Origin of the sequence: Leifsonia aquatica, from assembly GCF_014190775.1 — a bacterium.
GTDB lineage: Bacteria > Actinomycetota > Actinomycetes > Actinomycetales > Microbacteriaceae > Leifsonia > Leifsonia aquatica.
Genome location: NZ_JACHVP010000003.1, coordinates 57203 through 83620 on the forward strand (window position 1 = coordinate 57203; position 26418 = coordinate 83620).

29 protein-coding genes and 1 pseudogene are annotated in these 26418 nt (G+C 65.6%); 23 read left to right on the forward strand and 7 right to left on the reverse strand.

Features of this window, described 5'->3' with window-relative positions; genetic code table 11:
- Nucleotides 1-688 precede the first annotated feature (688 nt).
- Genes FHX33_RS13560 through FHX33_RS13575 form a run of 4 tightly spaced genes read left to right on the forward strand, consistent with a single transcriptional unit; the run spans nt 689 to nt 3120 of the window.
- Complete coding sequence (locus FHX33_RS13560) at nt 689-1150, forward strand: hypothetical protein (RefSeq protein ID WP_155829144.1); 462 nt, start codon at nt 689-691, stop codon at nt 1148-1150.
- Nucleotides 1147-2376: an Nramp family divalent metal transporter gene (locus tag FHX33_RS13565; RefSeq protein ID WP_021765407.1), complete on the forward strand. Its 1230-nt coding sequence runs from the start codon at nt 1147-1149 to the stop codon at nt 2374-2376. The genes FHX33_RS13560 and FHX33_RS13565 overlap by 4 nt, the downstream gene beginning before the upstream one ends.
- Nucleotides 2373-2783 (forward strand): hypothetical protein, encoded by a 411-nt coding sequence (locus tag FHX33_RS13570; RefSeq protein WP_021765408.1) that lies wholly within the window; start codon nt 2373-2375, stop codon nt 2781-2783. Before FHX33_RS13565 ends, FHX33_RS13570 begins: the two co-directional genes overlap by 4 nt.
- Nucleotides 2770-3120 carry a PRC-barrel domain-containing protein gene (locus tag FHX33_RS13575; RefSeq protein WP_039924156.1) on the forward strand — a complete coding sequence of 117 codons (351 nt, stop codon included), beginning with the start codon at nt 2770-2772 and terminating at the stop codon, nt 3118-3120. The genes FHX33_RS13570 and FHX33_RS13575 overlap by 14 nt, the downstream gene beginning before the upstream one ends.
- 12 nt (nt 3121-3132) lie before the next feature.
- Here FHX33_RS13575 and FHX33_RS13580 read toward each other — a convergent pair whose 3' ends face one another.
- Complete coding sequence (locus tag FHX33_RS13580) at nt 3133-3456, reverse strand: DUF7882 family protein (RefSeq protein WP_021765410.1); 324 nt, start codon at nt 3454-3456, stop codon at nt 3133-3135.
- Nucleotides 3457-3536: 80 nt separating this feature from the next.
- On the opposite strand from FHX33_RS13580, the gene FHX33_RS13585 reads away from it, so the two are divergent.
- The 7 genes from FHX33_RS13585 (at nt 3537) to FHX33_RS13615 (ending at nt 8196) form a co-directional block, all read left to right on the forward strand.
- Nucleotides 3537-3875 carry an ArsR/SmtB family transcription factor gene (locus FHX33_RS13585; RefSeq protein WP_021765411.1) on the forward strand — a complete coding sequence of 113 codons (339 nt, stop codon included), beginning with the start codon at nt 3537-3539 and terminating at the stop codon, nt 3873-3875.
- Between the two features lies 1 nt (nt 3876).
- The gene (locus tag FHX33_RS13590) at nt 3877-4521 is read left to right on the forward strand and encodes a dihydrofolate reductase family protein (RefSeq protein WP_039924114.1); all 645 of its coding nucleotides are present in this window, start codon (nt 3877-3879) and stop codon (nt 4519-4521) included.
- A 9-nt stretch (nt 4522-4530) separates the two neighbouring features.
- A complete protein-coding gene (locus tag FHX33_RS13595; RefSeq protein ID WP_021765413.1) occupies nt 4531-4995 on the forward strand; it encodes an SRPBCC domain-containing protein in 465 nt (154 codons plus the stop codon).
- Nucleotides 4996-5433: 438 nt separating this feature from the next.
- Complete coding sequence (locus FHX33_RS13600) at nt 5434-6090, forward strand: hypothetical protein (protein ID WP_021765414.1); 657 nt, start codon at nt 5434-5436, stop codon at nt 6088-6090.
- Nucleotides 6087-6503 carry a phage holin family protein gene (locus FHX33_RS13605; RefSeq protein ID WP_081704121.1) on the forward strand — a complete coding sequence of 139 codons (417 nt, stop codon included), beginning with the start codon at nt 6087-6089 and terminating at the stop codon, nt 6501-6503. The genes FHX33_RS13600 and FHX33_RS13605 overlap by 4 nt, the downstream gene beginning before the upstream one ends.
- Entirely contained in the window at nt 6500-7078 is a 579-nt protein-coding gene (locus FHX33_RS13610) for a DUF3618 domain-containing protein (RefSeq protein WP_021765416.1), read from the forward strand. Before FHX33_RS13605 ends, FHX33_RS13610 begins: the two co-directional genes overlap by 4 nt.
- 80 nt (nt 7079-7158) lie before the next feature.
- On the forward strand, nt 7159-8196 hold the full coding sequence (locus tag FHX33_RS13615; RefSeq protein ID WP_021765417.1) for a YihY/virulence factor BrkB family protein: 1038 nt from the start codon (nt 7159-7161) through the stop codon (nt 8194-8196).
- A gap of 195 nt (nt 8197-8391) precedes the next feature.
- On the opposite strand, the gene FHX33_RS13620 is transcribed toward FHX33_RS13615, so the two are convergent.
- The 3 genes from FHX33_RS13620 to FHX33_RS21375 form a co-directional block, all read right to left on the reverse strand.
- Complete coding sequence (locus tag FHX33_RS13620; RefSeq protein WP_021765418.1) at nt 8392-9705, reverse strand: cytochrome P450; 1314 nt, start codon at nt 9703-9705, stop codon at nt 8392-8394.
- Nucleotides 9702-10403 carry a zinc-binding dehydrogenase gene (locus tag FHX33_RS21370; protein ID WP_021765419.1) on the reverse strand — a complete coding sequence of 234 codons (702 nt, stop codon included), beginning with the start codon at nt 10401-10403 and terminating at the stop codon, nt 9702-9704. The genes FHX33_RS13620 and FHX33_RS21370 overlap by 4 nt, the downstream gene beginning before the upstream one ends.
- A 64-nt stretch (nt 10404-10467) precedes the next feature.
- Entirely contained in the window at nt 10468-10929 is a 462-nt protein-coding gene (locus FHX33_RS21375; protein ID WP_021765420.1) for an alcohol dehydrogenase catalytic domain-containing protein, read from the reverse strand.
- 162 nt (nt 10930-11091) lie between these two features.
- Between FHX33_RS21375 and FHX33_RS21685 the strand changes: the two genes are divergently transcribed.
- The gene (locus FHX33_RS21685) at nt 11092-11541 is read left to right on the forward strand and encodes a hypothetical protein (protein WP_246397381.1); all 450 of its coding nucleotides are present in this window, start codon (nt 11092-11094) and stop codon (nt 11539-11541) included.
- 756 nt (nt 11542-12297) lie between these two features.
- Nucleotides 12298-13464, forward strand: a complete 1167-nt coding sequence (locus FHX33_RS13635; RefSeq protein ID WP_169730358.1) for a transposase — start codon at nt 12298-12300, stop codon at nt 13462-13464.
- A 283-nt stretch (nt 13465-13747) separates the two neighbouring features.
- Here FHX33_RS13635 and FHX33_RS13640 read toward each other — a convergent pair whose 3' ends face one another.
- Complete coding sequence (locus FHX33_RS13640) at nt 13748-14695, reverse strand: sugar-binding transcriptional regulator (RefSeq protein ID WP_155829150.1); 948 nt, start codon at nt 14693-14695, stop codon at nt 13748-13750.
- Between the two features lie 126 nt (nt 14696-14821).
- On the opposite strand from FHX33_RS13640, the gene FHX33_RS13645 reads away from it, so the two are divergent.
- The 10 genes and pseudogenes from FHX33_RS13645 to FHX33_RS13685 all read left to right on the forward strand — a co-directional run bounded on the left by FHX33_RS13645 (nt 14822) and on the right by FHX33_RS13685 (nt 25099).
- Nucleotides 14822-16417, forward strand: coding sequence for a sugar ABC transporter ATP-binding protein (locus FHX33_RS13645; RefSeq protein WP_021765425.1), 1596 nt, complete (start codon nt 14822-14824; stop codon nt 16415-16417).
- Complete coding sequence (locus FHX33_RS13650) at nt 16414-17400, forward strand: ABC transporter permease (RefSeq protein WP_021765426.1); 987 nt, start codon at nt 16414-16416, stop codon at nt 17398-17400. The genes FHX33_RS13645 and FHX33_RS13650 overlap by 4 nt, the downstream gene beginning before the upstream one ends.
- A gap of 67 nt (nt 17401-17467) precedes the next feature.
- A complete protein-coding gene (locus FHX33_RS13655; RefSeq protein ID WP_039924165.1) occupies nt 17468-18520 on the forward strand; it encodes a substrate-binding domain-containing protein in 1053 nt (350 codons plus the stop codon).
- Nucleotides 18521-18589: 69 nt separating this feature from the next.
- Nucleotides 18590-19249, forward strand: a complete 660-nt coding sequence (locus tag FHX33_RS13660) for a KpsF/GutQ family sugar-phosphate isomerase (RefSeq protein ID WP_021765428.1) — start codon at nt 18590-18592, stop codon at nt 19247-19249.
- Nucleotides 19246-20706: a xylulokinase gene (xylB, locus tag FHX33_RS13665; protein ID WP_021765429.1), complete on the forward strand. Its 1461-nt coding sequence runs from the start codon at nt 19246-19248 to the stop codon at nt 20704-20706. Before FHX33_RS13660 ends, xylB begins: the two co-directional genes overlap by 4 nt.
- Nucleotides 20703-21338, forward strand: a pseudogene (locus FHX33_RS21690) (hypothetical protein); the annotation flags it as partial. The gene xylB and the pseudogene FHX33_RS21690, both read left to right, overlap by 4 nt.
- Nucleotides 21339-21392: 54 nt before the next feature.
- Nucleotides 21393-22427 (forward strand): NAD(P)-dependent alcohol dehydrogenase, encoded by a 1035-nt coding sequence (locus tag FHX33_RS21695; protein ID WP_039924169.1) that lies wholly within the window; start codon nt 21393-21395, stop codon nt 22425-22427.
- Between the two features lie 19 nt (nt 22428-22446).
- The gene (locus tag FHX33_RS13675) at nt 22447-23208 is read left to right on the forward strand and encodes an SDR family NAD(P)-dependent oxidoreductase (RefSeq protein WP_021765431.1); all 762 of its coding nucleotides are present in this window, start codon (nt 22447-22449) and stop codon (nt 23206-23208) included.
- A gap of 21 nt (nt 23209-23229) precedes the next feature.
- Entirely contained in the window at nt 23230-24261 is a 1032-nt protein-coding gene (locus tag FHX33_RS13680; RefSeq protein ID WP_021765432.1) for a zinc-dependent alcohol dehydrogenase, read from the forward strand.
- A 94-nt stretch (nt 24262-24355) separates the two neighbouring features.
- Entirely contained in the window at nt 24356-25099 is a 744-nt protein-coding gene (locus tag FHX33_RS13685) for a GolD/DthD family dehydrogenase (RefSeq protein WP_021765433.1), read from the forward strand.
- A gap of 273 nt (nt 25100-25372) precedes the next feature.
- Here FHX33_RS13685 and FHX33_RS13690 read toward each other — a convergent pair whose 3' ends face one another.
- The gene (locus FHX33_RS13690) at nt 25373-25900 is read right to left on the reverse strand and encodes a hypothetical protein (RefSeq protein WP_021765434.1); all 528 of its coding nucleotides are present in this window, start codon (nt 25898-25900) and stop codon (nt 25373-25375) included.
- Nucleotides 25897-26382, reverse strand: coding sequence for a hypothetical protein (locus FHX33_RS13695; protein WP_155829153.1), 486 nt, complete (start codon nt 26380-26382; stop codon nt 25897-25899). The genes FHX33_RS13690 and FHX33_RS13695 overlap by 4 nt, the downstream gene beginning before the upstream one ends.
- Between the last annotated feature and the right edge of the window lie 36 nt (nt 26383-26418).

The window sequence follows — 26418 nt, forward strand, 5'->3', positions numbered from 1 at the left end:
GCAAACTAACGCCCACTGCACACCTTCGCCCCTCCGCCAACCCCTACCACTGCACGTGTTCCGGCGTGAGGGTGGTTCGACACGATGAGTTGGAGGGAAGCCGACCATGTTTTCAAAAGCAAAAGACCCGGTGCAGCACTCGGAAAGTTACATGTTCGGGCAGCGCAAGATCGAGGTGAAATGCACCTGTCCCATTGGGCACGATCATTCGCACGAAGAATGGCTGCAGAAATTTGCGGCCCTCGCCCTGTAGGTGTCCTAGGTACACGCGACAGAGCTGTTGAAATGGATTCGCAGAGCGTCCACGTCCTATGGAAGTACGAGGGCGACATGCAGATCAGTTTCGGTGTCTACTTGAGTGTCCCTCAGGCTATGGTCCGATGGGAAACGATACGGAGATCGGGCGCTTTCATCGCGGCAGACGGTGAGATTGCCACGTTCGTGGATGCAGACTTCGAAGCCGGGAACTGGTTTGTAGAGTCGTATCAACCAGGGTTGGAGCCCCGCGAGACGCCTCTCGGGTAGCCGGCTCGTCCGACCGCTCCTAACGATGACGCGGTGTCGGCGTCGTAATATCGCAGATGGCTGGCTCTGCGTGGTGGCAGCCCGGGACCCCGGCGTCCGCTACCAGCATTCATCCCTCCTTCACACCCCTGCTCCCAGGCCTCTCCCGGCGTAGGGTGCCTTCATGGCCAGGAATCGCCCGCTCCAGCGGTCGCCGCGCATCGTCGCCGTCGCCGTCGGATCGTGTGTAGCGGTGGCGGCGTTGTCGGGTTGTTCGAGCAGTGTCTCCGATCTGCGGCAGTCGGCGACCGACGCGCGGTCGGCCGTCAGTTCTGCCGCGCTGGCAATGTCCCAGCAGGCGCGCGACCGGACATTCCTTCCGACGACGCAGACCGCTCTCAGTGACGCCATGACGCAGCTTGGTTCTGCGGAGGAATCCGCCGGTGCGGTGCAGCCGAGCGGAGGGGAAGAAGTCGCCGAGCAGCAGCGGACGCTCGCGGCGATCCGCCGTGCGACCGACGCCGTTCTGGCCGCGCAGCGGACGGTGGCGACGGATGCGGCCTCCGGGGTTCCCGCGTTGCGCGTCTCGACGAAACAGCTCACCGCGCTCGCCGATCGTCTCCTGAAGGCGGAGGGGAGCGGATGAAGCGCCTTCTCGGGGTGATGCTCGGCGTCCTGACCGCCATCGGCGGGTTCCTCGATATCGGAGACCTCGTCACTAACGCCGTCGTCGGCTCGCGGTTCGGGATGTCGCTGGCCTGGGTGGTGGTCGTCGGCGTCGTCGGCATCTGCCTCTTCGCCCAGATGTCCGGCAGGGTCGCCGCCGTCAGCGGACGCGCGACCTTCGAGATCATCCGTGAACGACTCGGGCCCCGGACGGGGCTCGCGAACCTCACCGCGTCGTTCCTGATCAATCTGCTCACCCTGACCGCCGAGGTCGGAGGCATCGCGCTCGCGTTGCAGCTGGCGAGCAGCATCGAACCGACGCTCTGGATCCCGGTCGCGGCGTTCGCGGTCTGGCTGGTGGTGTGGCGGGCGAAGTTCTCTCTGCTCGAGAACGTGACCGGGCTCCTCGGGCTCACACTGATCGTCTTCGCCGTCGCGGTGTTCCTGCTGCATCCGAACTGGGCCGACCTCGTCGGGCAAGCCATCGCCCCGCAGGTCCCGTCGAGTGAGCACGGCGCCACCTACTGGTATTACGCGATCGCACTCTTCGGTGCGGCGATGACGCCGTATGAGGTGTTCTTCTTCTCATCGGGCGCGGTTGAGGAGAAATGGAAGAAGAAGGACATCGCACAGTCGCGCATCAACGTGATGGTCGGCTTCCCTCTCGGCGGGGTGCTCTCGCTCGCGATCGCGGCCTGTGCGACCATCGTCCTCCTCCCGCGCGGGATCGACGTGACCTCGCTCGCCCAGGTGGCGCTTCCCGTCGCTGAGGCGGGAGGCAAGCTCGCCCTGGCCTTCGTGATCGTGGGGATGGTCGCGGCGACGTTCGGGGCCGCGCTGGAGACCACCCTTTCCAGCGGGTACACCCTCGCTCAGTTCTTCGGCTGGTCGTGGGGCAAATTCCGTCGGCCCGCGCAAGCGGCCCGCTTCCACATCACGATGATCGTCGCGCTGCTGATCGGAGTCGGGGTGCTCGCTACGGGGGTCGATCCCGTAGCGGTCACCGAGTTCTCCGTGGTGTTCTCGGCCATCGCCCTGCCGCTGACCTACCTGCCGATCCTGATCGTGGCCAACGACAAGCAGTACATGGGTGAGGCGGTCAACGGGAGGGTGACGAACGCGTTCGCGATGGTCTACCTGGCGATCATCCTGATCGCGTCGATCGCCGCGATCCCGCTGATGATCGTGACGGGGATGGGAGCATGAACATGGCGGACGAGCCGCTCCAACGGCCGGACGGCTACGCCGGCCAGGTGATCGATGCCGAGCTGCACCTGCTCGACCGGCAGATCCTCGACCGCGACGACGTTCCCGTCGTGACGGTCGACGATCTCGAACTCAGCGACATCCCCCTCGACCAGCTCATCGAGCCGGGCACCCCGGCGCCGGTGATCGAGAACCTGCTCAGCGGATCCGCGCTGTGGACCCGGATGTTCGGAGGCCGTCCGCCGCGCTCCCGCCTGCACCGCATCCCGTGGTCGGATGTCGCCCGCGTGGACATCGTCGTCTCGCTGGGCGTCTCCGGCGAGCGCCTCGATGTCACCTGGGTGGAGCGGTGGGCACGCGACCACATCGTCGGGCGTATCCCCGGAGGCCGTCATGGTCCTGAGTGACCTGCTGCAGACACCCGTCTACGACCCGGACGGCACCCGCCTCGGAAAGGTGATCGACGCACGTTTCGTCGTCGACGGGGCGCCGGGACAACTGCTCGCGCAGGCGCGGCTGGACGGCTTCGTGGTGAGCGCCCATTCGGGCTCGTCGTTCCTCGGGTACGAGCGCACGGACGAGTCGTCGCCGTGGTTGATCGCCCGGTTCCTGCGCTGGCGGCACCGCGGCGCGTTCCTCGTCCGCTGGGGCGACATCGAGCGCGTCACGGGTGACGCGATCCGGCTGAGGTCCGGCTACCGCCGGTACGACGCACGACTCGACACCTCCTCCCGCGCTGACTGAGCAGGCGGCTCGTCAGACGACCAGCCGACCGACGAGGGGCTCGCCCTCCTCGTCGATCGCGATCAGCCCGGTGTTGCTGGCGGCGGACTCCATGAGCCTCTCGACCCAGTCGCGGTCGACCTGGGGCGCCTTCGATCCGTCGAAGTGGAAGCGCAGGGGGAGGGATGCGTCGAGCCAGATGCAGTTGCGTCCGCCTCCGGTGGAGGCATCCTCCTTCCACGACATCGTGAATGCTTCGCGGCGGCGGAGCTTGTCGACGATGACGACCTGCAGGTGGGCGAGGGCTCGATCCTCGAACTCGATCCGCGACGTTCCGTCGTACACCAGGTAACCCATTTCGGCGCGTCCTCCCGCGGCCCACCACTCTCGTCGAGAAGCGTGTGCCGATCCAATCCCATCCCGCTATACTTAGGCAAATGCCAAAGTATCGTGACGAGGTCGACGCCGTGCTCCGCGCGCTCGCGGATCCCACGCGCCGAGCCGTCGTGGAGCGTCTCGCCCTGTCGCCGGCGGTGGTGTCCGAACTCGCCGAGCCGTTCCCGATGACTCTGCCGTCGTTCGTGCAGCACCTCGGGATCCTCGAGGACGCGGGGGTGATCGTGTCGGAGAAGCAGGGCCGCGTCCGCACGGTGAGCCTGCGTCCCGGCGCTCTCGACGTGCTGCAGCTGTGGCTCGGTGAGCAGCGGACCCCCGCGGAGCACCAGGCCGACCGGCTCGGCATCCATCTCGCCCGCGCGACCCAGAAGGAGAACTGACATGTCCCGTGTCCGCATGGATCTCTTCACATCTCTCGACGGCTACACGCCGTCCGACCAGACGCCCGACAACCCGATGGGCGAGGACTGGAACCGCCTCACCGCCGCGTACACCGCGACTCGCACCTTCCGCGAGAAGACCTTCGGCGACACCAGCGGGCGGGGTACCACCGGTGTCGACGACCGTTACGGCGCCGCGTTCTTCGAGGGCGTGGGAGCCGAGATCATGGGCGCCGGGATGTTCGGCCTCCACGCCCATCCCACGGATGCGGAATGGACGGGCTGGTGGGGTCCGAACCCGCCGTTCCACACCCCCGTCTACGTGCTGACCCACTCCGCACCCCGCCCCTCGATCGCGATGGAGGGCGGCACGACATTCCACTTCCGCGACGCCGCCATCGACGACGTTCTCCGCGAGGCGCGCGAGGCGGCCGGAGGCCAGGATGTGCGGATCGGAGGCGGCTACGGCACCGCGCGCGCAGCACTGGACGCCGGCCTCGTCGACGACCTGCACCTCATGGTCGCCCCCATCTTCCTCGGTCGCGGTCATCGGCTCTGGGACGACCTCGGCGGCTTCGACGCCACACACTCGGTGACGTCGGAGGTCGCCGAGAGCGGCGTGATCCACGTCACCCTGACCCGATAGGACATCGAGATGACACACGAACGCAGGCTCGCACACTCCGGCTTCACCCTCACCCGCGACTATCCCGCACCGGTCGAGAAGGTGTGGGGAGCGTTCGCCGACGAACAGCAGAAGCGGAGCTGGTGGGGAGCGGGCGACGAGGCGGAGGCCCGTGCGTGGGCCTTCGATTTCCGCGTCGGCGGTCGCGACATCGATGAGGGCCAGTTCCACAACGGGCCGCTGTCGCGATACGAGGCGACCTACACCGACATCGTCGAGCACTCCCGCATCGTCACCACGTACGACATGTGGCTCGACGGGGAGCACATGTCCACGTCGCTCGCCTCCCTCGAGTTCGAGCCCATCGCCGATGGCACCCGCTTCACGCACACCGAGCACGGCATCTTCTTCGACCGCTTCTGGGCGGACGGCCAGGGGCGCGAGGACGGCACGCGCGGACTCCTCGACGCGTTGGAGAGGTACCTCGCGCGGTAGGGGAGCGACCGCGGTGACCCATGAGCCGTGGCGGACTTGCGCCGCCCGGCCTTCGAATATGGAGCGCGGGGTAACGGGGCCTCGAGCCAGATGCAGATGCGTCCGCCTCCGGTGCAGGCATCTTCCTTCCACGACACGCAAATGCTTTGCGGCGGTGGAGCTTGTCGACGCTGACGACCTGCAGATAGGCGAAGACTCGGCCGTCGGGGTCGATCAGCGACGTTCCGTCGTACACCGGGTAACCCGTTCCCACATTCTCCTTCGGCACGCCGTTGTGGCGGAGAAGGGCTAGGACGTCGAACCGCTCCCTGGCTGGCTCCGCTCCACAAGCGCGTCCTCTCTTTTGGCGAGCGCGTCAATCCGCTGGCGCATTCTGTTCATGCGTGTTGAGTTCCCCTCACATCCTCGTTTGAGGCATGCCGCGCAAAGGAGAGCAGAATGTCCGACACCACCACGCCGTACGGCGGCCCGGGAGATCAGCAAAGCAAGGCTGACCTTGCTCGCGACCAGGCCGCGCATGTCGCAGATACCGCGACTGACGAAGGCCAACACGTCGTTGAAGTCGCCAAACAGGAAGCCGGAGACGTCGTCGATGAGGCCAAATCTCAGGCGAGAGACCTATATCAGCAGGCGCAAAGCGAGCTGAGAGACCAGGCGGCCGTCCAGCAGGAGCGCGTCGCATCGGGGCTGCGTGCGATCAGCGACGAACTTTCGCAAATGGCGGAAGCCTCAGAGTCTCGTGGCGTCGCGAGTGAGTTGGTCCAGCAAGCCGCCGAACGTGCAGGCGGCGTCGCGTCGTGGATCGGTCAACGTGATCCAGGCTCCCTGCTAGGTGAGGTCAAGGCGTATGCCCGGCGCAACCCCGGCACGTTCATCGCTGCCGCCGCCGTAGCGGGCGTCCTCGCTGGGCGCCTGACGCGCTCGCTGACCAGCGGGCCACCGAAGGCAGGCGCGGGAACTTCCGATGACCGGACCGAACAACGCGATCAAGAGTCGACCACCCCGCGCACGCCGAAGCGTCCACCCACCGCCACCATCATCCCTGCCGACGCCGTCGAAGCCGGGTACGACCCGAACGCCGGTGAACAGTCGTGACAGACGAGCCGACACCCTCCGAAGAGAAAGCAGCCACCACTTCCCTCGGTGACCTGCTCGGAGAAGTGACACGGGATCTGTCGACACTGATGCGTCAAGAACTGGAGCTGGCTAAAGCAGAGTTGCGTCAATCCGCGACGCGCGCTGGAAAAGGTGCGGGCCTGCTCGGCGGCGCCGGTTACGCCGGCCTCGTGGTCCTGTTCTTTCTTTCGGTGGCGCTGTGGTGGGGGCTGGGATACCTGATCGGCAACGCCTGGTCGGCCGTCATCGTGGCGGCCGTGTGGGGTGTTGTCGGGCTCGTACTGTTCCTGGTCGGACGGCGCCAGCTGGCATCCATCAAAGGTGTTCCGCAAACCGTCGAGACCATCAAAGAAATGCCAGAGGCACTGAAACGAAATGGAGAAAACCGATGAGCGACGACCCGGACGCGATCCGCGCCAACATTGAAAGCACCCGCCGCGAACTGAGCGGCAACGTGGACGCACTAGCCGACAAAGTGACGCCGTCCAAGATCGCTCACCGCCAGGCCGAGAAGGTGAAGTCCGCTTTCCGATCTGTCACCGAACGCGTCATGGGCTCTGCGGACTCGCCCACGCACTCCGCCCAGACGCCCGGCACATCGGTCGGCGACGGCGTCGCCGACGCCGGTAAAGCAATCATCGACAAGGCAGAAGGAAACCCTCTCGCGGTCGGCCTGATCGCATTCGGAGTCGGCTGGCTCGCTGCGTCTCTCATCCCGGCGAGTAACAAGGAGCGGGCGATCGCGGCGGACGTGAAGGAAGCCGCCCAGCCGCTCCTGAAGGAGGCGGGCGAGGCGGCCAAGCAGGTCGCGAACGATCTCAAAGAACCGGCGCAAGACGCGGTGAGCGCGGTCGCCGACACCGCAAAGGATGCCGTTGGCACCGTCAAAGACGAGGCGACAGATTCGGCTCACACGGTCGCAGACGAAGCGAACGAAGCCCGCCACGTCCTCGGCGAGAACACCTGAGGACGAGGCACGCAGTTCGGAGGGGGCGTGGACGTGGGCTACATCCCGGCCACGCCCCCGAACCACACCAGGAGGCTAAAATGTCCGACATCGGTGCTAGCGAAGAGCGCAGCAACGCGCCCGCTCCGGACGACCCGCGCAAGCCGGCCCAGCCCGCCAAGCTGGAAAAGCAGACGTGGATGTTCGTCGTTCGCAAGGCTTTCCGCGAGTTCATCACCGACCAGTGCACGGATATCGCCGCTGCGTTGACCTACTACGCGGTCCTCAGCCTCTTCCCTGCCCTGATTGCTCTGGTCTCGCTCCTCGGAGTGTTCGGCCAGGGCAAAAAGGGGGTAGAGGCGCTGCTGGGGATCATCCAGGACGTCGCCCCGGGTTCGACGGTCGACGTGATCCGCGGTCCGGTGGAGAACTTCGCCAAGTCGCCCGCCGCGGGAGTCGCCCTCGTGCTCGGCATCGTCATAGCGATCTGGTCCGCATCGGGATACGTCGGCGCATTCGCACGCGGAATGAATCGAATCTACGAGATCGACGAGGGACGTCCGTTCTGGAAGCTTAAACCCCAACAGCTGCTCGTCACGATCATCGCAATCGTGCTGATGCTGGTGGTGGCCCTGATCCTTGTAGTATCCGGGCCAGTCACCAAGTCGCTCGGGAGCGCCCTCGGCATCGGCGAAGTGCCGCAGGTCGTCTGGTCGATCATCAAATGGCCGATTCTGCTCCTTGTGGTCATATTGATCCTCGCGATCCTGTACTACGCCGCTCCCAACGCGAAGCAGCCCAAATTCCGATGGATGAGTATGGGCGCGCTGATCGCCATCATCGTGCTCGCTATCGCAACCCTCCTTTTCGGCTTCTACGTCGCGAACTTCTCGAACTACGACAAAACCTACGGCTCGCTCGCCGGCGTCATCGTCTTCCTGCTGTGGCTGTGGATAGCCAACCTCGCCCTCCTATTCGGAGCGGAATTTGACGCCGAAGTAGAGCGCGGCCGCGAGCTCCAGGCCGGAATCGAGGCCGAAGAGCAGATCCAGCTTCCACCACGTGACACCCGTCAGAGCGAGAAGGCGGCGAAGAGGGAGCGGGACTCCATCGCTGACGCAAGCAAACTCCGGGAATAGCTGACGCAAGCAAACTCCGGGAATAAGGGAATCGAACCATTTCGTTGCAAAATGGCTGATCTACCGGGTCGTCCGCTCGAGCTCTTCTGCGTCCCTCAATGACAGCATCCGCGCCCAGCAGCACCTCGGCGTCCAGTTTCACCCAATTTGTCGAAGATCGCCGCCGGGCGTGGTCGCACGTGTAGGTGCGCGCTGTCAGTGGAAGGGGCAACCGGACCGCCCGGCGGTCCCTCGCACGCGTCCGCCGGAAGCCGGCTTGGTGGGAAGGCGGCGCCGGTTTACGCGGAGCCCGCCGTCGAGGATCGTCAGTCGGGGATCGCTGAGCGCGGTGACGGCGGCAGCGAGCCCCGTGATCGCGAGCTTTTCGCCCGGGCAGCGGTGGCCGGTGGTGACGTCGGCTCCGCCGTGGGGGATGAACGCGGGGAGTGCCTCGTAGTCGTCGACTCCGGCGAAACGCTCCGGGCGGAAGCACTCGGCCTCGTCCCATGAACGCTCGTCGGTGTTCGTTCCGAGGATGTCGAGCACCAGTCGGCCGCCAGCCCCGAGCCGCTTGCCGTCGAATTCGACGTCCGTGATCGCCCATCCGGGCAGCATCGGCACGAACGGCGCCGTGCGACGGATCTCCTGCGCGAACGCGGTCGCGAGGGGGCCGCCTGTCAGGGCGTCGCGCTCTGCCGACTCGGCGGCGATGCGCTCGCGCCACGCCGGCCGGTCGTGCAGTTCTTTCGTGGCGAAGGCCACGAATCGTGCGACGGCGATCATCGGCCGGACGCTGTTCTGGAGTTCGATCCCGGCCAGACGGGCGGGCAGAAGACCGCCGTCCGGGCCTCGATGTTCGGCCCATTCGCGCAGGGCGGTGTCGTCCGCTGCCGGGAGGGTCCCGGCTCTGACGGCCTCGATCAGGTGCTGGGCATGTGTATCCGACCAGCGCCTGTTGGCTACGGCGAGCAGGTACTCCGGCGAATAGGGGACGCCGAAGCCGTCGACGATCTGGGCGAGCCGGGTGGCCCACCTGGTCTGCGCTCGCCGGGTCCCGGGCAGTCCCGCCCAGCGCATGCTCGCACGACCGAATGCGCCCACCGCCGCGTCGTAGGCCGTGTGTCGTCCGCCGTCGATCCACACGTCCAGCTCGCGCTTCCACTCCTGTTCCAGCAGAGGCGTCATCCGCTCCACCTGTGCGTCTTCGTACGCCACTCGGACGAATGTCGCCTTGCGGTGACGGTGCTCGGGCCCGTCGAGGCTGTGAACCGACCCGCTCCCGAATAACGTCCTCTGCACGAGATCGGGCATCGCTCCGTGCCTCGCCACGACCCGCTCGTCATAGAACAAGCGGACGGCGTCGGTGCCGCGGATGAACAGGGCCTCGTCACCGAGCAGCCGCATCGGGGCCGATCGAGCGCCGTCACGCGCCCGTCTCCAGATGCGCCCACCGAAGCCGTAACCGCGGGTCAGCAACGAGACCGAGTCGTCGACGCGCCGGCGGACGATGCCTGCGGGAACGTCGGTCATCCCTCTGCACCGCCCTGGGCGTCGACGATCGTCTTGATCCAGCCGTCCTCGCGGCGGTCGAAGCTCCGGTACGCGGCGATGATGTCGGGGACGTCGACCTGCTGCGTGATGAAGGGGACGGGATCGAACAGCCCGGCGGCGACGAGATCCACGAGCTGCGGCGTGACGGCACGGTGGTTGCAGTTGCCCATGCGGATGGTGAGGTTCTTGTTCATCGCCTCGCCGATGGGGTAGCTGGTGAGCTGCGGCGGGTACACGCCGATGATGCCGATCCGTCCGGCTTTGGCCACGCTCTCGACTCCCCAGCGGGCGGCCTGGGTCGGGGCGTCGCCCGGCACCCATTGATCGCCCTGCGGGTCCGCGTCCGGTGCGACCTGCTGCACCTCGGCGGCGAACTCATCGGCGAGCTCGTCGGCTGCAGGCGCGGCGGGACCTCGCTGCGGTCGCTGGGCATCCACGCCGACCGCGTCGATGACGGCGTCCACCCCGGCGCCGCGGGTCAGGTCGAGGAGCGTGTTCACCGGGTCCTCGGCGTTGAAATCGATGACCTCGGCGTTCTGAGCGAGCGATTGCGCGAGACGCGTATCGATCCCGTCGACCGAGAACACCCTGCCGGCTCCCTGCCGGAACGCGGATGCGATCGCGAGCTGTCCGACGATCCCAGCGCCGAAGACCGGGACGGTGTCCCCGCGTCGCACCCCGGCGAGTTCTGCACCGAACCAGGCCGTCGGAAAGATGTCCGAGAGCAGGATCGCCTGCTCATCACTGACGGCGTCGGGGACCGGGATCAGAGTGTGCGACGCCCACGGGGATTCGCGCGTACTCGGCCTGCAGACCGTGGACCGGACCTGTGCTCTCCGGGCCGCCGAAGAACGCCGTGCCTGCCGTGGGCCCGTTGGCGTTGGCGACGTCGCACTGGGCGGGGTTTCCTCTGCGGCACTGCGCACACACGCCGCACGAGATGGTGGAGCAGACGATGACGCGGTCGCCCGGAGAGAACCCCCGCACCTCGTCGCCGACCTCCGTCACCACGCCGATTGCTTCGTGGCCGAGGACGGTCCCGGGAACCATGCCGGCCATCGTCCCGCGGACCATGTGCAGATCTGTGCCGCAGATCGCGCTGGTCGTGATACGCACGATCGCGTCCGTGGGCTCAGGGATTCCCGGGTCCGGGACCGTGTCCAGCCGGATATCACCGACACCATGCCATATGACTGCTTTCACGAGTGCGCTCCTCCATGTCCTGCTGTCGTCGTCGACTCCGTTTGTACGCCGAAGTCGAGACCTCGGCTACCGCGCATCCAAGCCGCGGCCGAGTCCACGGTGTCTTTCCGGCATCGTGCCGACGGATTGTACGGTTGTGCGGGCCGGAGTACGGTCCGCTGCATGAGCGATGAGAACGAGCGCCCGCCATCGGATTCCCTGACGACAATGCCTGGGGAAGAGGAGCACGAGAGCGTCGGCGGAGCAGCGCCGGGAGGGGCGCCGGTGGAGCGGACGGAGGATGCCGTGACGAACGATGGAGCCCAGGGTGGAGACTTTAGTGTCAGCGTCGCCGATGACGAGCTGACCCCGAGCAACCCGCCGTCAACAGGAGACGACACCTCCGCGTTGACAGACGATGAACTCACGCGCAAAGATCGCGCGTATAGTCCCGGGAGCGACCGTGAGACCGAGCAGAAGCAGCACGTTGACTCGGACGTCGAGGGGGTCAAGCAGCTGCCCGGAACGGGAGGCCCCGACGATGCCGGTGATGTCGACGTCCCCGGCGATCACCTCGATCCGGCCGTCATCGCTGCGCGTTCCTCTGTCAAACATCGACAGGAGGATGCGTAAGCTTGCGTGATCCGGGCCGATCAACGGATGGGATCATCTCCGTAGCCCCTGCCATCGGCGGCGGCAGCGGAGCAGGACGTCTCGGACGCTTGACGAGAACTCGACTTCGCTGTCGAGACCATCCTGCGCGGCGCGCAGTGACTGCGGACCCCAAACAGCGGTGTGGATTAAGAGGCGCATGCCTCATCGATGATTGTCATCTTGGTCACGTGGCTGATGCGTCACCGATCCACATGCGGATCTGTGACGGCGATCCATCCTGTTCGAGTGCCGTACCTGATCAGGCGCGCTTCGTCGGATCTGGCGAACAATCGTGCTGGTCTTTTGCGTCCAAACTGCACCCGGTCGAAACGGCTCTATCGAACACCGCACGTCGCCCCGCCTTCGGCGAAATCACCCTGAGCAGCGCGATCACGTCGCAACGAGACTTTGGCGCGAGGTCTGGATGGTCCTGATCGTTGAGTCCGCGCACCGTGTCACTGTCCGGTCGATGATGTCGATGACGTTCCGACCTCCCAACTCGGTAACGTCCCCCAGCACCGCCCCAACCGCTCTTCCGACGCCCCTTCGGCCGCAGTACGCTGCCTAAGTCAGGCAAACCCAACGTATTCGAACGCATACGACGTCATCTGGCGTGACCGTCGCTATCAACGCCTGTAGTGGCGCTCGCTCCGGCATGCATATCCCGGTTCGTCGTTGGAGCAGTTCAGACAGTTGAGCCGTCCCGTTCACCTGTCCCGGCTACGGTTCACGAACGTGCAGCAGACCGACGCGCCACTCTCCCGAGAGGCTCCCGAATCGAAACCGTCTCGACCCGTCGTGGTTGCGGACGCCTTCTCCTACGTCGTCGGTGTGGACACTCATGCGGAGTCTCATGTCTACGCAGTGCTGGTTGCGCGGACGGGCGAAGTGGGCGAGACCCAAGCCTTTAGGGCCGACCCAGAAGGTGTCGCGTCCGCGTTGCGTTGGATGATGGCAACTCTCACCGGTGATGTTCTCCTCTCGATCGAGGGAGCTAACTCCTACGGGTCCCTACTGGCGCAGAAGGCGATCGACATCGGTTTCACCGTCTGTAATGCCCGCCCGCCCCGACGTGTTCGAACCAGTCCGAAGAGCGATCAGTCGGATGCTGCGATGGCCGCTTGGTCCGTCCTCGGCACACCGGTGGCGAAGCTCTCCCAGCCACGCGCGAGAGGGGCGCGGCGGACACTGGCGATGCTGATCAGTGGCAGACGGGAGATGGAAGTCCGGTCTGTAGCAATCCGCAACCGACTGAACGGCCTAGTGCGGACGACGGACTTCGGCCTCGACACAACCATCAAGCTGGATATCGCGTCTATCCGCCTCTTCACGACCCCGGAGTGGGTTGTCGGGGACCGATATGAGGTGATGGCGCGACAGGAGGTCGCGCGTCTAGCTGAGGAGTATCTGCGGTTGCGCGACCAGCTCATTGACAACAAGTCCAAGCTTGAACAACTAGTCCAAGAGATCGCACCGGGGTTGCTCGACCTCTTCGCAGTGGGCCCCGTGACCGGTGCCATCATCCTCGCCGCCTACTCGCATCCGGGCCGAGTGCGATCCGAGTCTGCGTTCGCTTCGCTGGCTGGCATCGCACCGATCGACGTGTCGTCCGGGAAGACGGTTCGTCACCGGTTGAACGTGGGCGGTGACCGGCAGCTGAATCGCGCGGTCCACACCATCGCGTTGGTGCGCCTGATCAGGGATCCGCGGTCCCGCGCCTACCTCGAGCGTCGCCTTGCCGAAGGGGCCACACGACGGCAGGTGCTGCGGTCATTGAAGCGGTACGTCATCCGGGAAGTGTTCCGCAAGCTTGACCGGATCATGCGCGAACAACACGGTCTCGCGGTGAGCGGAGCCGAAGTTGGGGTGCTGGAGGGCAATGCCAGAGTCGGGCACAGCTGAGAGACGGCCAGGTAATGTTCAAGCCACTCCATCACGTTGGAATCGTAGCCCAACGCGACTTGGTGGAAGCGGGCACTGCAAGGACAGACGCTCGTTCAAGTGAGGTCCAAAGGTCAGCCCTGCGAGCTGGGACGGTCAGACCGGCGGCGAAGCGGGCAACGCAGAGTGTAGGCACATGTTGGCCGGCGGCGGCGAGAGCCACGCTCCTGATCCAAAGGCTAGCGCTCGGTCGACTCCGAAGTTGGCTCAGTTTCTCGGGCAAACACGTGGCGACGCCGATCAATCATGTTGAAGACTCAAGCAGTCTCTGTGCCGTGGAGGCGTCTGTCACTAACGAATTCACCATCCCCGTGTTTAGTGCAGCGCGGATAGCACGGGTCTTCGCTCGGCCTCCAGCGACGGCGATGACCTCCGGTATCTGCCGGAGCTGCTCACCGGTGATGGCGATGGACCGGTCGTCGATGGTGTCGATCGTGGTGCCGTCGGCAGTGAACAGCGTCGCGCCGACCTCGCCGACGACCCCCTGATCGAGCAGTTGCTCGGCGATACCGGCCTCGCTCGCTGCGTCGTAGAGCTGCGAGTCTGGGGGCGCCCAACTTCCGACCGCGACCATTCCGATGTCGACACGGGGGAATTTCGCGTACGCCTGGGCGATCCCGCGGTCGACTCGTAAGGCGTTGGCCACCGGGGCGCTGGCGACGAACAACGGCGCGAAGATCGGAAAGGTTGGACCGCCGGTGACTTCGCCGACTCGGCGGATCACCTCGACGCCATGCTCTTTCACCGGTCCGGCGACGCCCCCCAGTGCGACGACCTCGCAGTAGGGAAGGCGAGTGAGGTGAAGGGTCGTTGCGTTCAATGTGCGGCCGGCCGTGAACCCGAGGACGGCTCCTTCAAACGCGATCTCCTCCAGGAGCTGGGCGGCCACAGAACCGAGCTGGTCTTGGACAACCGCGGGATCCTCGTTCGGGGTGGGCACCGCCAGTGCGCGCGACAAGCCGAATGCATTCCGCAATCCGATGGAGAGGTCCAAGTCGATGCTCGGCGGGCTCTGGATCGTGATGGTCACAACCCCATCCTTGACCGCCTTCTCTAACAAACGAGCGACCTTGAAGCGGGAGATGCCCAGCTCGTCGGCTATCGCGACCTGGCTCGCATTCTCCAAATAGAAACGCCTGGCCACGTGGCTTATCTGGACAAGCTCGTCGGGTCCCATCATCACGTTCGCCACCCTCCACCCGTCAGTGTACAGCCATGACAATACCGCTCAATTGAGCGCGTGGCCCACTCGATAGTGCAATTGTGGCAGGGTCATATCCGCAGCTGCGCAAGGGCGCCCGCTGCAGAAGGTGAGACCATGACCGACCAACCGGCAGCGCTGGAGTGCCGCGACATCGAGATGGCTTTCGGCGGGATCCCCGTTCTCCGGGGCGTTTCCCTCAGCCTCCGTCCCGGCACGATCACGGCCCTCGCGGGCGAGAACGGCGCGGGCAAATCCACGCTGATGAAGATCGCCTCAGGCCAGTACAAGGCTGACGCAGGCCAGGTGTTCGTTCGCGGCGAGCAACTTTCCGCGGGTGACGCGCATGAGGCGGCGCGACTTGGCGTCGCGATCGTTCCTCAGGAACTCGCATCCCTTCCCGAAATGAGCATCTACGAGAACATCTTCATCGGACGGGAACTGCGCGGCCCATTCGGGCTCAAGCGTCAGGAGATGATCCGGGAGGCTCGGCGCAATCTGGCTGAGTTCGACATCGACATCGACCCGACTCGACGGATGGGGACGCTCCCTCTCGGACTCCGCCAGATCGTCGAGATCGTGAAGGCAACCAATACCGGAGCCCGGTCGATCCTGCTCGACGAGCCGTCGAGCGCTATCGCCGCACGCGAGGTCGAGCACCTCGTGTCCGTGATGCGGAAGTTGCGAGACACCGGTGTCGCCCTTCTCTTCACGACGCACAAGATGGAGGAGATCCGCCAGCTGGCCGATCAGGTGGTGGTGCTCCGCGACGGGAACCTCGTTCTGGAACAGCCGATGTCCGCCGTGAGCGACGACGACATCGTGACGGCGATGATCGGCCGCGAGCTCGAGGATCTCTTCCCCGACCGTCCGGGGGATCCAGGAGATATCGCGCTCGACGTGCGTGCGCTCGACGTCGAAGGAGCCGCCGAGCCGGTCGACCTGACCGTCCGTCGCGGCGAGATCGTCGGACTCGCCGGTCTCGTCGGCGCGGGGCGCACCGAACTCATCGAGGGCATCTTCGGGATGCGACGCACGGTCGGCGGCTCAATCTCGGTCGCGGGCCAGCCGATCAAGCGCAACGATCCTGCCGCGTCCATTGCTGCGAACGTTGCGCTCGTCCCGGAGGACCGCAAGGGCGCAGGCGGGGTGCTCTCGATGGACATCCTCGACAACGGCAGCCTGCCGCGGCTCGCCTCCCTCTCGGTTGCGGGATGGCTTCGCCAGCGCGCGCGTCGTGCGGCAGTCACAACGGCTACGCAGTCGGTGCGTCTGCGTAGCCGCGGCCTCAAGCAGAGCATGGAGACGCTGTCCGGCGGCAATCAGCAGAAAGTCGTGTTCGCGCGCTGGCTGGTCGGGAATGTCGACGTGCTCCTCCTCGACGAGCCGACCCGAGGGGTCGACGTCGGCGCCCGCAGCGAGATCTACCGCATCATCGTGGAACTCGCCAAGCAGGGTATGGCGGTCGTGATGGCCTCCAGCGATATGCCGGAGATACTCAGCCTCTCCCATCGAGCCCTCATCATGAACGGTGGCCGGGTGGTCGGCGAGCTCGACCGCGCGGCGCTCGACCAGCCGGACGTCCAGGACACCATCTTCCGGCTCGCAAGCGGTCTCTCTAGTCAAGACGCCCTCGCTGACAGCCCGGTCACCGTTCCGCAGACCCTGGCGGAGACCTCCGCCCCCACTATTAATAAGGAGATCAGCCGATGACGAGCGACACCGCTGTCACCACACGCAAGCGTCGGTTCGACGCCAAGGTCCTGCAGAACCTCGCCATCCGATATGCGATGGTCATCGTGCTGCTGCTGGTCATTGCGTTCTTCATGTACAGAAGCGCGCGCTTCGGCACCGTGGACAATGTCGTGACGATCCTGGTCGCCGCCGCACCGTTCGCACTCATCGCGCTGGGCCAAACCCTGGTGATCCTCACCGGCGGCATCGATCTGTCGGTCGGAAGCGTGATCGCCCTCAGCTCCATGACCGCCGCGCTGACCGCGAAGTCCGTTCCTGGCAACCTAATCCTGCCCGTCCTCGTCGCGATCGTCGTCGGACTGGCGGCCGGTAGCATCAACGGTTTCGTGGTCTCGGTCATCAAAGTGCCGCCATTTATCGCAACACTGGGAATGCTGACACTCGCCTCCGGACTCGCGTTCGTGGTCGGCAACGGCGCGCCGATCAACGGCCTCGCGGCCGATTTCGGTGCCATCGCCAACACCCAGATCTTCGGCCTCACCATCCCGGTGTTGCTGATGATCGTCGGGATCGTGGGCTTCGGCATCGCCATGCGCCGCACAGCCTGGGGCATGCGGGTCTACGCGGTCGGCGGCAACCCGATCGCTGCCCGGATCGCCGGCGTCAAGACCGGACGGGTCCTGTTCAGCGTGTATGCAATCTCCGGCGCCCTGGCCGGCCTTTCCGGCGTGATGCTCGCCTCCCGGGTCATCACCGGCTCTCCCACCCTCGGACAAGGCTACGAGCTCGATGCCATCGCCGCCGTCGTCATCGGCGGTGCCAGCCTGCTCGGCGGTCGCGGAACCGTCTGGGGGACCGCCCTAGGCCTGCTCCTGATCCAGACCCTCAACAACGGCCTCGACATCTTGACCGTTCCCGCCTATTGGCAGGACGTCATCAAGGGCATCCTGATCGTCGCGGCGGTGGCCGTCGACGTCTGGGCTGCGAAACGCCGGGTCTGACCCGGCACAACACTGCACCGCACTGCACATCACCCATCGGAGGAAATCAATGAAGATCAATCGGATCATGCGTCGTGCCGCCGTCGTCGGCGTCGCGACCGCCACGCTCGTCGGGCTCACCGCCTGCGGCGCGGGTGACCCATCGGCCAACACGTCCAATTCGTCGGGCCAGAAGCACATCACCGTCGGCATCTCGGTCTACGACATGTCTTCGTTCATCACCGAAGGCAAGGAGGGAATCGACACCTACGCCAAGGAGAACAACATCGAGGTCCTGTGGAACTCGGCGAACAACGATGTGAGTACTCAGGCCAGCCAGGTTGACCAGTACATCAACGCCAAGGTCGACGCGATCATCGTCGTCCCCGTCCAGGCAGACACCCTCCAGCCGCAGGTGAGTCAGGCCAAGGCGGCGAAGATCCCCCTGCTGGACGTCAACGCGACCCTCAACAACAAGGACATCAGCGCAAGCGTGCAGCCCGACGACGTCGCAGCCGGGGCGCAGGAGGCGCAGATGATGATGGACAAGCTCGACGGAAAGGGCAACGTCGTCATCCTGCAGGGGCCGCTCGGCGGCTCCGGAGAGATCAACCGCGGCAAGGGCATCGACCAGGTCCTCGCCAAGTACCCGAACGTCAAGGTGCTCGCGAAGGACACCGCCAACTGGAAGCGCGACGAAGCCGTCAACAAGGTCAAGAACTGGATCTCCGCGTTCGGTGACCAGATCGACGGTGTCATCTCGCAGAACGACGACATGGGACTTGGCGCCCTGCAGGCACTCAAGGAAGCCGGAAAGTCGGTTCCGATCGTCGGGATCGACGGCATCCAGGACGGCCTGAGCGCAGTCAAGGACGGCACCTTCATCGGCACGTCGCTGCAGAACGGCACGGTCGAACTCGCCACGGGACTGGCCGTCGCGGCCCAGGTCGCTCGTGGCGAGGCCAAGGACGCCAATCCCGTCTATGTGATGCCGGCCATCACCAAGGACAACGTCGACGCGGCTATCGAGCACGTCGTCACCGATCGCAAGAAGTTCCTGTCCGGTCTCACCGATCTCATCAACGGAAACCTCAAGACGGGGAACATCTCGTACGAGGGCTTGCCCGGGCAGAAGCAGTAGCAGCACCCTGCATCGACGGCGCGGTCAGCCCCTGGCCCCGCCGTCACCATCTCAGAGAAGGAACGTCACGTGACAGCAACGCCTCCCGAGTCGGCCCTCGACGAGCGCATCCTCGCCGCCGCCCGCGGCAGCGTAGAGCGCGAAGCCCAGGCAGTCGCCAGGCTCGCACCGCAGCTTGACGCCACGTTCACCGCGATCGTCCATGCCGTCCTCGCCGCGCCGGGCAAGATCATCACCACAGGCGCCGGCACATCAGGAATCATCGCCGAGCGGCTTTCCCACCTCCTCGCGGTGTCGGGCACGCCATCCTTCTACCTCCCCTGCTTGGATGCCCTCCACGGGGGTCTCGGTTCGATCACGGACGGCGACTATGTCATCGCCATCTCGAAAGGCGGACACTCGAGCGAGCTCGTCGAGCTGACCCGGAAGCTGGTGGAACGCGGGATCCCCGTGGTGGCACTCACCGAGAATCCCGACTCGCCCTTCGCCCGCTCTGCCACGATCGTCGCGCACGTGACGACCAACCCATCGGACGCGGACCCGGGCGGATTGATCGCAATGGGCTCAACGCTCGTCTCCGGCGCTTGGGGCGACGCCCTCGCCTCTACTCTGATGCGGCTGCGTGACCACAGCTGGAAGGATGTCGTAGACATCCACCCCGGCGGGATCGTCGGGCTGCAAACCGAGCTCCCCGACGACCTCACCTTGGAATCGGAGGATCAGCCATGACGGCACGACGCATCGTCGCCGGAGTCGATTCGTCCACGCAGTCTTGCAAGGTCGAGCTCTTCGATGCCGAGAGCGGTGTCCGCCAGGGTGGGGGGAGCGCTCCGCACCCCCCGGTGTTCCCACCGGTGAGCGAGCAGCGCCCAGAGGACTGGTGGACCGCCTTCGTCACCGCTTTCCACCTTGCGGTGGAGGACGCGGATGTCGACCCCGCGGATGTCATCGCGATCTCCGTCGCCGCTCAATGCCACGGTCTCGTCCCTCTGGACTCCGAGAATCGCGTCATCCGACCGGCCAAGCTGTGGAACGACACAACGTCGACGCTCGAGCTCGCTCGTCTGCGGGGCATCGTCGGGGACGACGAACTCGTGCATCGGGTCGGTACCGTGCCGACTGCCGCGTTCACCATCGGCAAGGTCGCCTGGCTCGCAGAGCATGAGCCGACTTCGTTCGAGCGGCTGGACCGCATCCTGCTGCCGCACGACTACCTGACCTTCCGTCTCACCGGCCGCGCCGTCACCGACCGCTCGGAAGCCTCAGGCACCGGTTACTACGACGCGGATGCCCGCGAGTATCTACCCGACCTGTTGCGCCTGATCGACCCCCACCGCGACTGGCTGCGCATGCTGCCGGAGGTGCTTGCGCCATCGGAGAGTGCCGGGGAAGTCATCGGTCAGGCGCGCGAAGAACTCGAACTCCCTCCGGGGGTGCTGGTCGGGGCGGGTGGCGGTGACCAGCACGCGGCAGCGCTCGGTCTGGGCATCGTCGACGGCGACGTCGTCTATTCCTTCGGCACCAGCGGTGTCGTGTCCGCACTCAGCCCCACCCCGATCCGAGATGTCTCGGGTCATGTCGATGGTGTCGCCGACATGACCGGCGGATACATGCCACTGGTCAGCACCTTGAACGCGGCCCGGACGACGGACACGTTCGCCCGCATCCTGAACGTCGACCACCATGAGCTCTCCCGGCTGGCTCTCGGCGCGCAGCCCGGGCCCGTTCTGGCTCCCTACCTCGACGGGGAACGCACGCCAGATCTGCCCGGTGCCGTCGGTATTCTCGGCGGCATCACCACCTCGACCTCACGCGAACAGGTCGCGCGAGCGGCATACGAGGGCGTCGTCCTTGGCCTGGTGTCGGGACAGAACCATCTCGAGCGGATGGGCGTTCGGACGCACGGACGCGTTCTCGCCGTCGGCGGCGGCGCGAAGTCGCCGGCGTACCAGCAGCTGCTCGCGGACGCTGTCGGACGGACGATTCACACCGCCGATGTCCAGGAGGCAACCGCTCGCGGAGCGGCCGTCCAAGCGGCGGCGATTGCACACACGACTGACGTGGCCACGATCCGCGACCGCTGGGCGCCCCGATTGACTTCTGTTGCACAACCCCGGGGCTTCGACGAAAGCAGGTGGGAGGCATATCGCGCCGTCACCTCGATCCGAGAGCTGGATCGGCCATGAGCCTCACCGTGCAGCGCGCCCCAGCGATCGCAGCGTGGCACGACACGATCGACGCGACGCTTGCGGGCAGCCTATACGCCGTCGAGTCGCAGCTGCGGCTGGATTGCGCCCGCGTCCTGGTCGACGCGGGATGCGCTGTTCACGTCGACGTGATCGTCGCTGCGGACGGCACTCATATTGGTGTACTTCCCACCGAGCTGACCCGCGTTCTCGCGACCGTGAACCCAGCGAGCGTCGATGTCCACATCATGCTGTCGCCCGGGGCGATCGCAGAACCGGCCGTCCGTGCAGAAGTCGAGCGGATACTCGATGATCTAGCTGGAACCGGGGTGCACCACGTCACGGTCGGTCGCGAACTGCTCGCCTGCGCGCACGACGCACTCACCGCCGTGCGCGCCTCCGGCGCCCACGTCTGGGTCGAGCTGCAACCGGACGACGACGGCCACGACATCCCGGATGTCGATGGTGTTCTCGTCATGTTCATCCCTTCCGGCACTGCAGGGCACGCCGACCCGGCCTGCCTCGACAAGATCCCTGCTCTCGCAGAGCGGTGGCCGGTCGGCGTCGACGGCGGCATCACCGCGGGTCTCGCGCGCGCCGCCGCCGATGCAGGAGCCACCCACATCGTCTCCGGTCGCGCGCTGTTGCGCCAGGAGAAGTCCCACCCGCAAGGAAAAGAGGTTGCAATGTCCGATGTCCTCCCCGACACGATGCGCACGAGCGTCCTGACGGGCCAGCGCGCGCTGGCCATCGAGGATCGCCGTGTCCCCTCGCCCGCGAAGGGTGAGGTTCTCGTGAAAGTCGCCGCTGTCGGTGTATGCGGATCCGATGTTCACTACTTCAGGCACGGTCGCATCGGCGACTTCGTCGTCGATGGTCCGCTCGTGCTCGGCCACGAACTTTCGGGTTCGATCGTCGCTGTAGGCGATGAGGTCGACCCGGCCCGTGTCGGCCAGCGGGTCGCGATCGAACCGCAGAAGCCCTGCCACGTGTGCGACCAGTGCCTTGCCGGCCGCTACAACCTGTGCCCGCACATGGAGTTCTACGCGACACCCCCGATCGACGGGGCCTTCACCGGCTATGTGACGATCGAATCGATCTTCGCCCACGCCGTTCCCGACAACGTCTCCGACGAGGCGGCGGCTCTGCTCGAGCCGCTGTCCGTCGCGATCACCACCATGCGGAAGGCGCACATCGTTCCCGGTTCGCGCGTTCTGATCGCCGGCGCCGGCCCGATCGGCATCATCTGCGCCCAAACCGCTCGCGCGTTCGGCGCAGCCGAGGTCATCGTCAGCGACCCCGTGTCCGAACGACGGGAACGGGCGTTGGCGTATGGTGCCACCCGAACCATCGATCCCGCGGCCGAGGACGTCGCGAACATCGGCCTGGATGTCGACGCGTTCATCGATGCCAGCGGAGCCCCCCGCGCCGTCTTCTCAGGCATCCAGGCGGTTCGCCCCGCCGGGTACGCAGTGCTCGTGGGTCTCGGCAACCCCGAGATGAACCTGCCCATCGAGCACATTCAGAACAAGGAGGTGTGGGTCACGGGCATCTTCCGGTACACGGACACGTGGCCCACTGGGATTCACCTCGTGAGCAGCGGCCAGGTCGACCTGGACTCTCTCGTGACCGGACGGTTCGATCTCGACCAGGTCGAGGCGGCACTCGAGAGCGACCTCGACCCCGCCAGCCTCAAGTCCATCGTCTACCCCAACAAGTGAGAAACGAAAGGCAGTTCGCATGACCTCCCCCTTCAGCCTGGACGGCAAGACCGTCCTCGTCACCGGCGGCAACCAGGGCCTCGGCAAAGCATTCGCGTTCGGCCTCGCGGAAGCCGGGGCGCGCGTGGCGATCGCCGGGCGCAGCGCCGAACGCAACGCAGCGACCGTCGAGGAGGCCCGCTCGGCAGGATTCGAGTTCCTCCCGATCACCGCCGACATCACCGACGACGAGCAGGTCGATGCGATGACCGCAGCAGCTATCGACGGCCTTGGACATCTGGACGTGCTGGTGAACAACGCCGGCACCTGCTTCCACAACCCTGCGTTCGACGTCACCGACCAGGAGTGGTCCGCGGTCTGGGATCTCAACGTCCGCGCACTGTGGAAGGCGAGCATCGCTGCGGGCGAGCACATGCGCGAGCTGGGTGGTGGATCAATCGTCAACATCGGAAGCATGTCCGGACTCATCGTCAACCGCCCGCAGTGGCAGCCCGCGTACAACGCGTCCAAGGCAGCAGTCCACCACCTCACGAAATCCCTCGCGGTGGAGTGGGCGCCCTACAACATCCGGGTCAACGCGGTGGCTCCGGGATACGTCAAGACCGAGATGGCCCCAGTGGACCGCGAGGACTTCAAGCGGTACTGGATCGATGACGCTCCGCAGCAGCGTTTCGCGCAGCCGGAGGAGATCGCGCCGAGCGTCGTGTTCCTGGCCAGCGGTGCCGCGTCGTTCGTGACCGGGTCGGTGCTCGTCGTCGACGGCGGCTACACCGCCGTCTGACACGGACAGAAGGAGAAGACCATGCAAAGCATCCGCCGAGTTGTCGTGAACTCGATTGACGACATCCATGTGGAGGCTGTCGAAGCCCCTCAACCCGCAGCGGGTGAAGTCCTCGTTCGAAGCACGATCGTGGGCATCTGCGGCTCGGATATGCACGCGGCCCACGGCCGCCATCCGTTCATGTCGCTTCCGTTCTGGCCCGGTCACGAGGTCATCGGCGTTGTCACAGGCACGGGCCAGGCCGCGGACGGCTCGCTTGTCGGCCGCCGGGTCGTCGTCGAGCCGAACTTGGCGTGCGGGCACTGCGACCAGTGTCTCGCCGGACGATACAACATCTGCGCAACGCTCGACGTGTTCGGTTGTCAGACGCCGGGTGGGATGACCGATGCGTTCGTCATCGCCGCTGACAGGATCGTGCCGCTTCCCGATGACCTCGAGGACGACTGGGCCGCCCTCATCGAGCCGCTTTCGACCCCCGTCCACGCGGTGCGTCGCGCCGGCGACCTGACCGGACGTCGTGTGGTCGTCATCGGAGCCGGCCCGATCGGCCTCTTCACCGCCATCGCCGCCCTCGACGCCGGTGCTGAGCGCGTCGTCGTGGCGGACCTGCTCGAAAGCAAGCGTGAGCGAGCCGTCCGCCTCGGCGCTCACGGGGCGTTCGACTCGTCCGCGCCGGATGCCGCCGAGCTCGCGCAGGCGGAACTCGGCGGAAAAGCCCACGTGGTATTCGATTGTGTCTCGCGTGAAAGCACGGTGGCGCTGGCCATCGAAGTACTCGACAAGGGTGGCTCGCTGATGACCGTTGGCGTGCCTGCCGGGAAGACGCTGGTCGATCTCGATCTCGTCCAGGACCGTGAGCTGACGATCATCGGCAACTTGATGTACGTCCGGGAGGATGTTCTGCACGCAATCGAGATTCTTCGAAAGCACCCGTTCCCGTTCGACGAGGTTGTCACCGCTACGTTCGGGCTCGACGAAGCCGACAAGGCGTTTCATGCCTCCGACGATCCCGAGCAGGTGAAGGTACTCGTTCGGGTGGCGGAGCCCGCCTGATAGTAAGACCGGCGCGTGCCCGGGGCTAATAGGACGTCAACTCGGCAGCCCAGGGCACACGCCTCCCCGTAACCGATCCCGTCGAAGGAGATGTATGGATCAGACATTCAGCAACGCAATCATCATCGTCACAGGCGCGGCGAGTGGGATCGGCAACACGGTAGCTCGGCATTTCGCCGAGCGTGGCGCCCTCGTCGCTGGCGTCGACCTTAGCGACAAAGTCAAATCGGCTATGGCTGAGTTGCCCGGCACCGGCCACCTCGCATTCGCCCATGACCTCACCGATCCCGAAGCTGCGACCGGGATCGTCGATGCGATCGTGCGCGCTGTTGGCGCGCCGACCATCCTGGTCAACTCGGCTGGAGTCGCACTGAACCAGCCGGCGCTTGAAGTCACTGCCGGCCGTTGGCGTGCCACGCTCGACGTCAACCTCAGCGCAAGCTTCTACATGGCGCAGGCTGCAGCGCGCGTCATGGTGCCCTCCGGTTACGGCAGGATCATCAATATCGCCTCGCAGGCGGCCATTGTCGCACTGCCGGACCACGCCGCATACGCGGCGAGCAAAGCCGGAATTCTCGGCCTCACGCGGGTGCTCGCGCTCGAGTGGGCACGCAGCGGTGTCACGGTGAATGCGATTTCGCCGACCATTGTTGAGACACCGATGGCTGTTATGGCGTGGTCGGGGGAGAAGGGCGAGCGAGCTCGCGCTGACATCCCTGTCGGCCGATTCGCCAAGCCGGAAGAGGTCGCCTCACTCGTGGCCTACCTGGCCTCGGCCGATGCTGGCATGGTGACCGGAGAGAACGTGGTGTTGGACGGCGGATACAGCATCGCGTGACTCGTTTCGACACGCGCCCGGGCACTCCTTCCGGTGAGCCTTTCAATCGTTGACCGAACAGGGAGCTGGAAAATTCAAAGCCTTCACCTGCTAGAGGGGTCCGCCCGGCGAACGACTATGCGCTCAACCCAGGATTAGAGGACCCGGAACTGAGGGGAGGAGTGGCCACCAACTCGATTGAAACGTGAAGCGCAGGCGGAGGCAATTTGATCCGTCCGGACGACTGTGTCTTCACGCCCTGTGGTCTCGCCCGCGTTGAAGCAGCAACGAACTTCAAGCGTTAGAGCGGACCAGGCGAATCTCCACCACATAGGTCGTACTTCTCCGGGTCCACACCGCATCCGGTCGCAGCGGCTCCACATCGAACACCGCCCGCTTTCCCACCTCGAGCGTGATCACTCTCAGCAACCGAAGAGGCTCTCCATCGCGTCGCAACGTCGATGCCGGTGCCACCTCCGGATCCTCCTGCTCCTGCAGTCCCCGAACTCGGGTCAACGTCCACCCGATCGTATCGATGACGTACCGTGATCCCGACTCGGTGACGACTTCCCACACCCCGCCCAGCCACTCTTCAGGCGCTACCCGCGTCGGCTGAGTCGCTCGCAGTACGTCGGCGACATGTGGCGCGACCGGCACCCCAACGAATGGGACCCCTTCGGATGTAGCAGTGACGCCGTCGCTGGCCCGTTGCTGCGCCTCCTCGGCGACAGACACGACTACAGCCTCACCGAGCTCGCCGGCGCCTGGGGCGACGACGTCGCGCACCCACCGTTCGAACTCTTCATCATGATTGTCGCTCATGCGTACCCTCGATTCTGATCCCGCCACACCCATGCGGCTCTGCCGGCAGCTTGGATGACTTCGTCGACCCGACCGTCGCGGAGGAGCTCCCACGGCGGCTTGCCGTCAGCCCAGTCCGCGGGCCTGGTCAGCCACTTCCAGTGCAGTGGTGGGAAGTCGATCCCGTCGGCGAGCTCACCTAGGACGTTCCGCAGCCCGGGGAGGAGCTTCCCGTCGACCACTTGGAACGCCGGGTACGCCGATTCGGTGACGATCCGTAACACCACCCGGTCTTCCTCGAACCGTCGAAGCGTTTCCGGGCCGATACCGAGACGGTCGAGCAGCTCCTCCTCGGTGAGCAGCGGGCCGAGATCCGGCCTTTCGGTCGGCGGTTCGCTTGCGGGAACGCCGACCTCGATCGTGTCTATCCGCTTCCTTCGGACCGTCCTATCGGTGAGGTCGTCATCCAGGATCATCACGGTCCCCGCCTGGAAGTCGAACACCAGGGCGACGTTGTCACCGACCGTGACTTGCCAGGC

Excerpts from the sequence above, each read along its gene's own strand:
- FHX33_RS13560 (WP_155829144.1), top strand. The coding sequence starts at position 689 with ATGGCCAGGAATCGCCCGCTCCAGCGGTCGCCGCGCATCGTCGCCGTC.
- FHX33_RS13565 (WP_021765407.1), top strand. The coding sequence starts at position 1,147 with ATGAAGCGCCTTCTCGGGGTGATGCTCGGCGTCCTGACCGCCATCGGC.
- FHX33_RS13570 (WP_021765408.1), top strand. The coding sequence starts at position 2,373 with ATGAACATGGCGGACGAGCCGCTCCAACGGCCGGACGGCTACGCCGGC.
- FHX33_RS13575 (WP_039924156.1), top strand. The coding sequence starts at position 2,770 with ATGGTCCTGAGTGACCTGCTGCAGACACCCGTCTACGACCCGGACGGC.
- FHX33_RS13580 (WP_021765410.1), bottom strand. The coding sequence starts at position 3,456 with ATGGGTTACCTGGTGTACGACGGAACGTCGCGGATCGAGTTCGAGGAT.
- FHX33_RS13585 (WP_021765411.1), top strand. The coding sequence starts at position 3,537 with ATGCCAAAGTATCGTGACGAGGTCGACGCCGTGCTCCGCGCGCTCGCG.
- FHX33_RS13590 (WP_039924114.1), top strand. The coding sequence starts at position 3,877 with ATGTCCCGTGTCCGCATGGATCTCTTCACATCTCTCGACGGCTACACG.
- FHX33_RS13595 (WP_021765413.1), top strand. The coding sequence starts at position 4,531 with ATGACACACGAACGCAGGCTCGCACACTCCGGCTTCACCCTCACCCGC.
- FHX33_RS13600 (WP_021765414.1), top strand. The coding sequence starts at position 5,434 with ATGTCCGACACCACCACGCCGTACGGCGGCCCGGGAGATCAGCAAAGC.
- FHX33_RS13610 (WP_021765416.1), top strand. The coding sequence starts at position 6,500 with ATGAGCGACGACCCGGACGCGATCCGCGCCAACATTGAAAGCACCCGC.
- FHX33_RS13615 (WP_021765417.1), top strand. The coding sequence starts at position 7,159 with ATGTCCGACATCGGTGCTAGCGAAGAGCGCAGCAACGCGCCCGCTCCG.
- FHX33_RS13620 (WP_021765418.1), bottom strand. The coding sequence starts at position 9,705 with ATGACCGACGTTCCCGCAGGCATCGTCCGCCGGCGCGTCGACGACTCG.
- FHX33_RS21685 (WP_246397381.1), top strand. The coding sequence starts at position 11,092 with ATGAGCGATGAGAACGAGCGCCCGCCATCGGATTCCCTGACGACAATG.
- FHX33_RS13645 (WP_021765425.1), top strand. The coding sequence starts at position 14,822 with ATGACCGACCAACCGGCAGCGCTGGAGTGCCGCGACATCGAGATGGCT.
- FHX33_RS13650 (WP_021765426.1), top strand. The coding sequence starts at position 16,414 with ATGACGAGCGACACCGCTGTCACCACACGCAAGCGTCGGTTCGACGCC.
- FHX33_RS13655 (WP_039924165.1), top strand. The coding sequence starts at position 17,468 with ATGCGTCGTGCCGCCGTCGTCGGCGTCGCGACCGCCACGCTCGTCGGG.
- xylB (WP_021765429.1), top strand. The coding sequence starts at position 19,246 with ATGACGGCACGACGCATCGTCGCCGGAGTCGATTCGTCCACGCAGTCT.
- FHX33_RS21695 (WP_039924169.1), top strand. The coding sequence starts at position 21,393 with ATGTCCGATGTCCTCCCCGACACGATGCGCACGAGCGTCCTGACGGGC.
- FHX33_RS13675 (WP_021765431.1), top strand. The coding sequence starts at position 22,447 with ATGACCTCCCCCTTCAGCCTGGACGGCAAGACCGTCCTCGTCACCGGC.
- FHX33_RS13680 (WP_021765432.1), top strand. The coding sequence starts at position 23,230 with ATGCAAAGCATCCGCCGAGTTGTCGTGAACTCGATTGACGACATCCAT.
- FHX33_RS13685 (WP_021765433.1), top strand. The coding sequence starts at position 24,356 with ATGGATCAGACATTCAGCAACGCAATCATCATCGTCACAGGCGCGGCG.
- FHX33_RS13690 (WP_021765434.1), bottom strand. The coding sequence starts at position 25,900 with ATGAGCGACAATCATGATGAAGAGTTCGAACGGTGGGTGCGCGACGTC.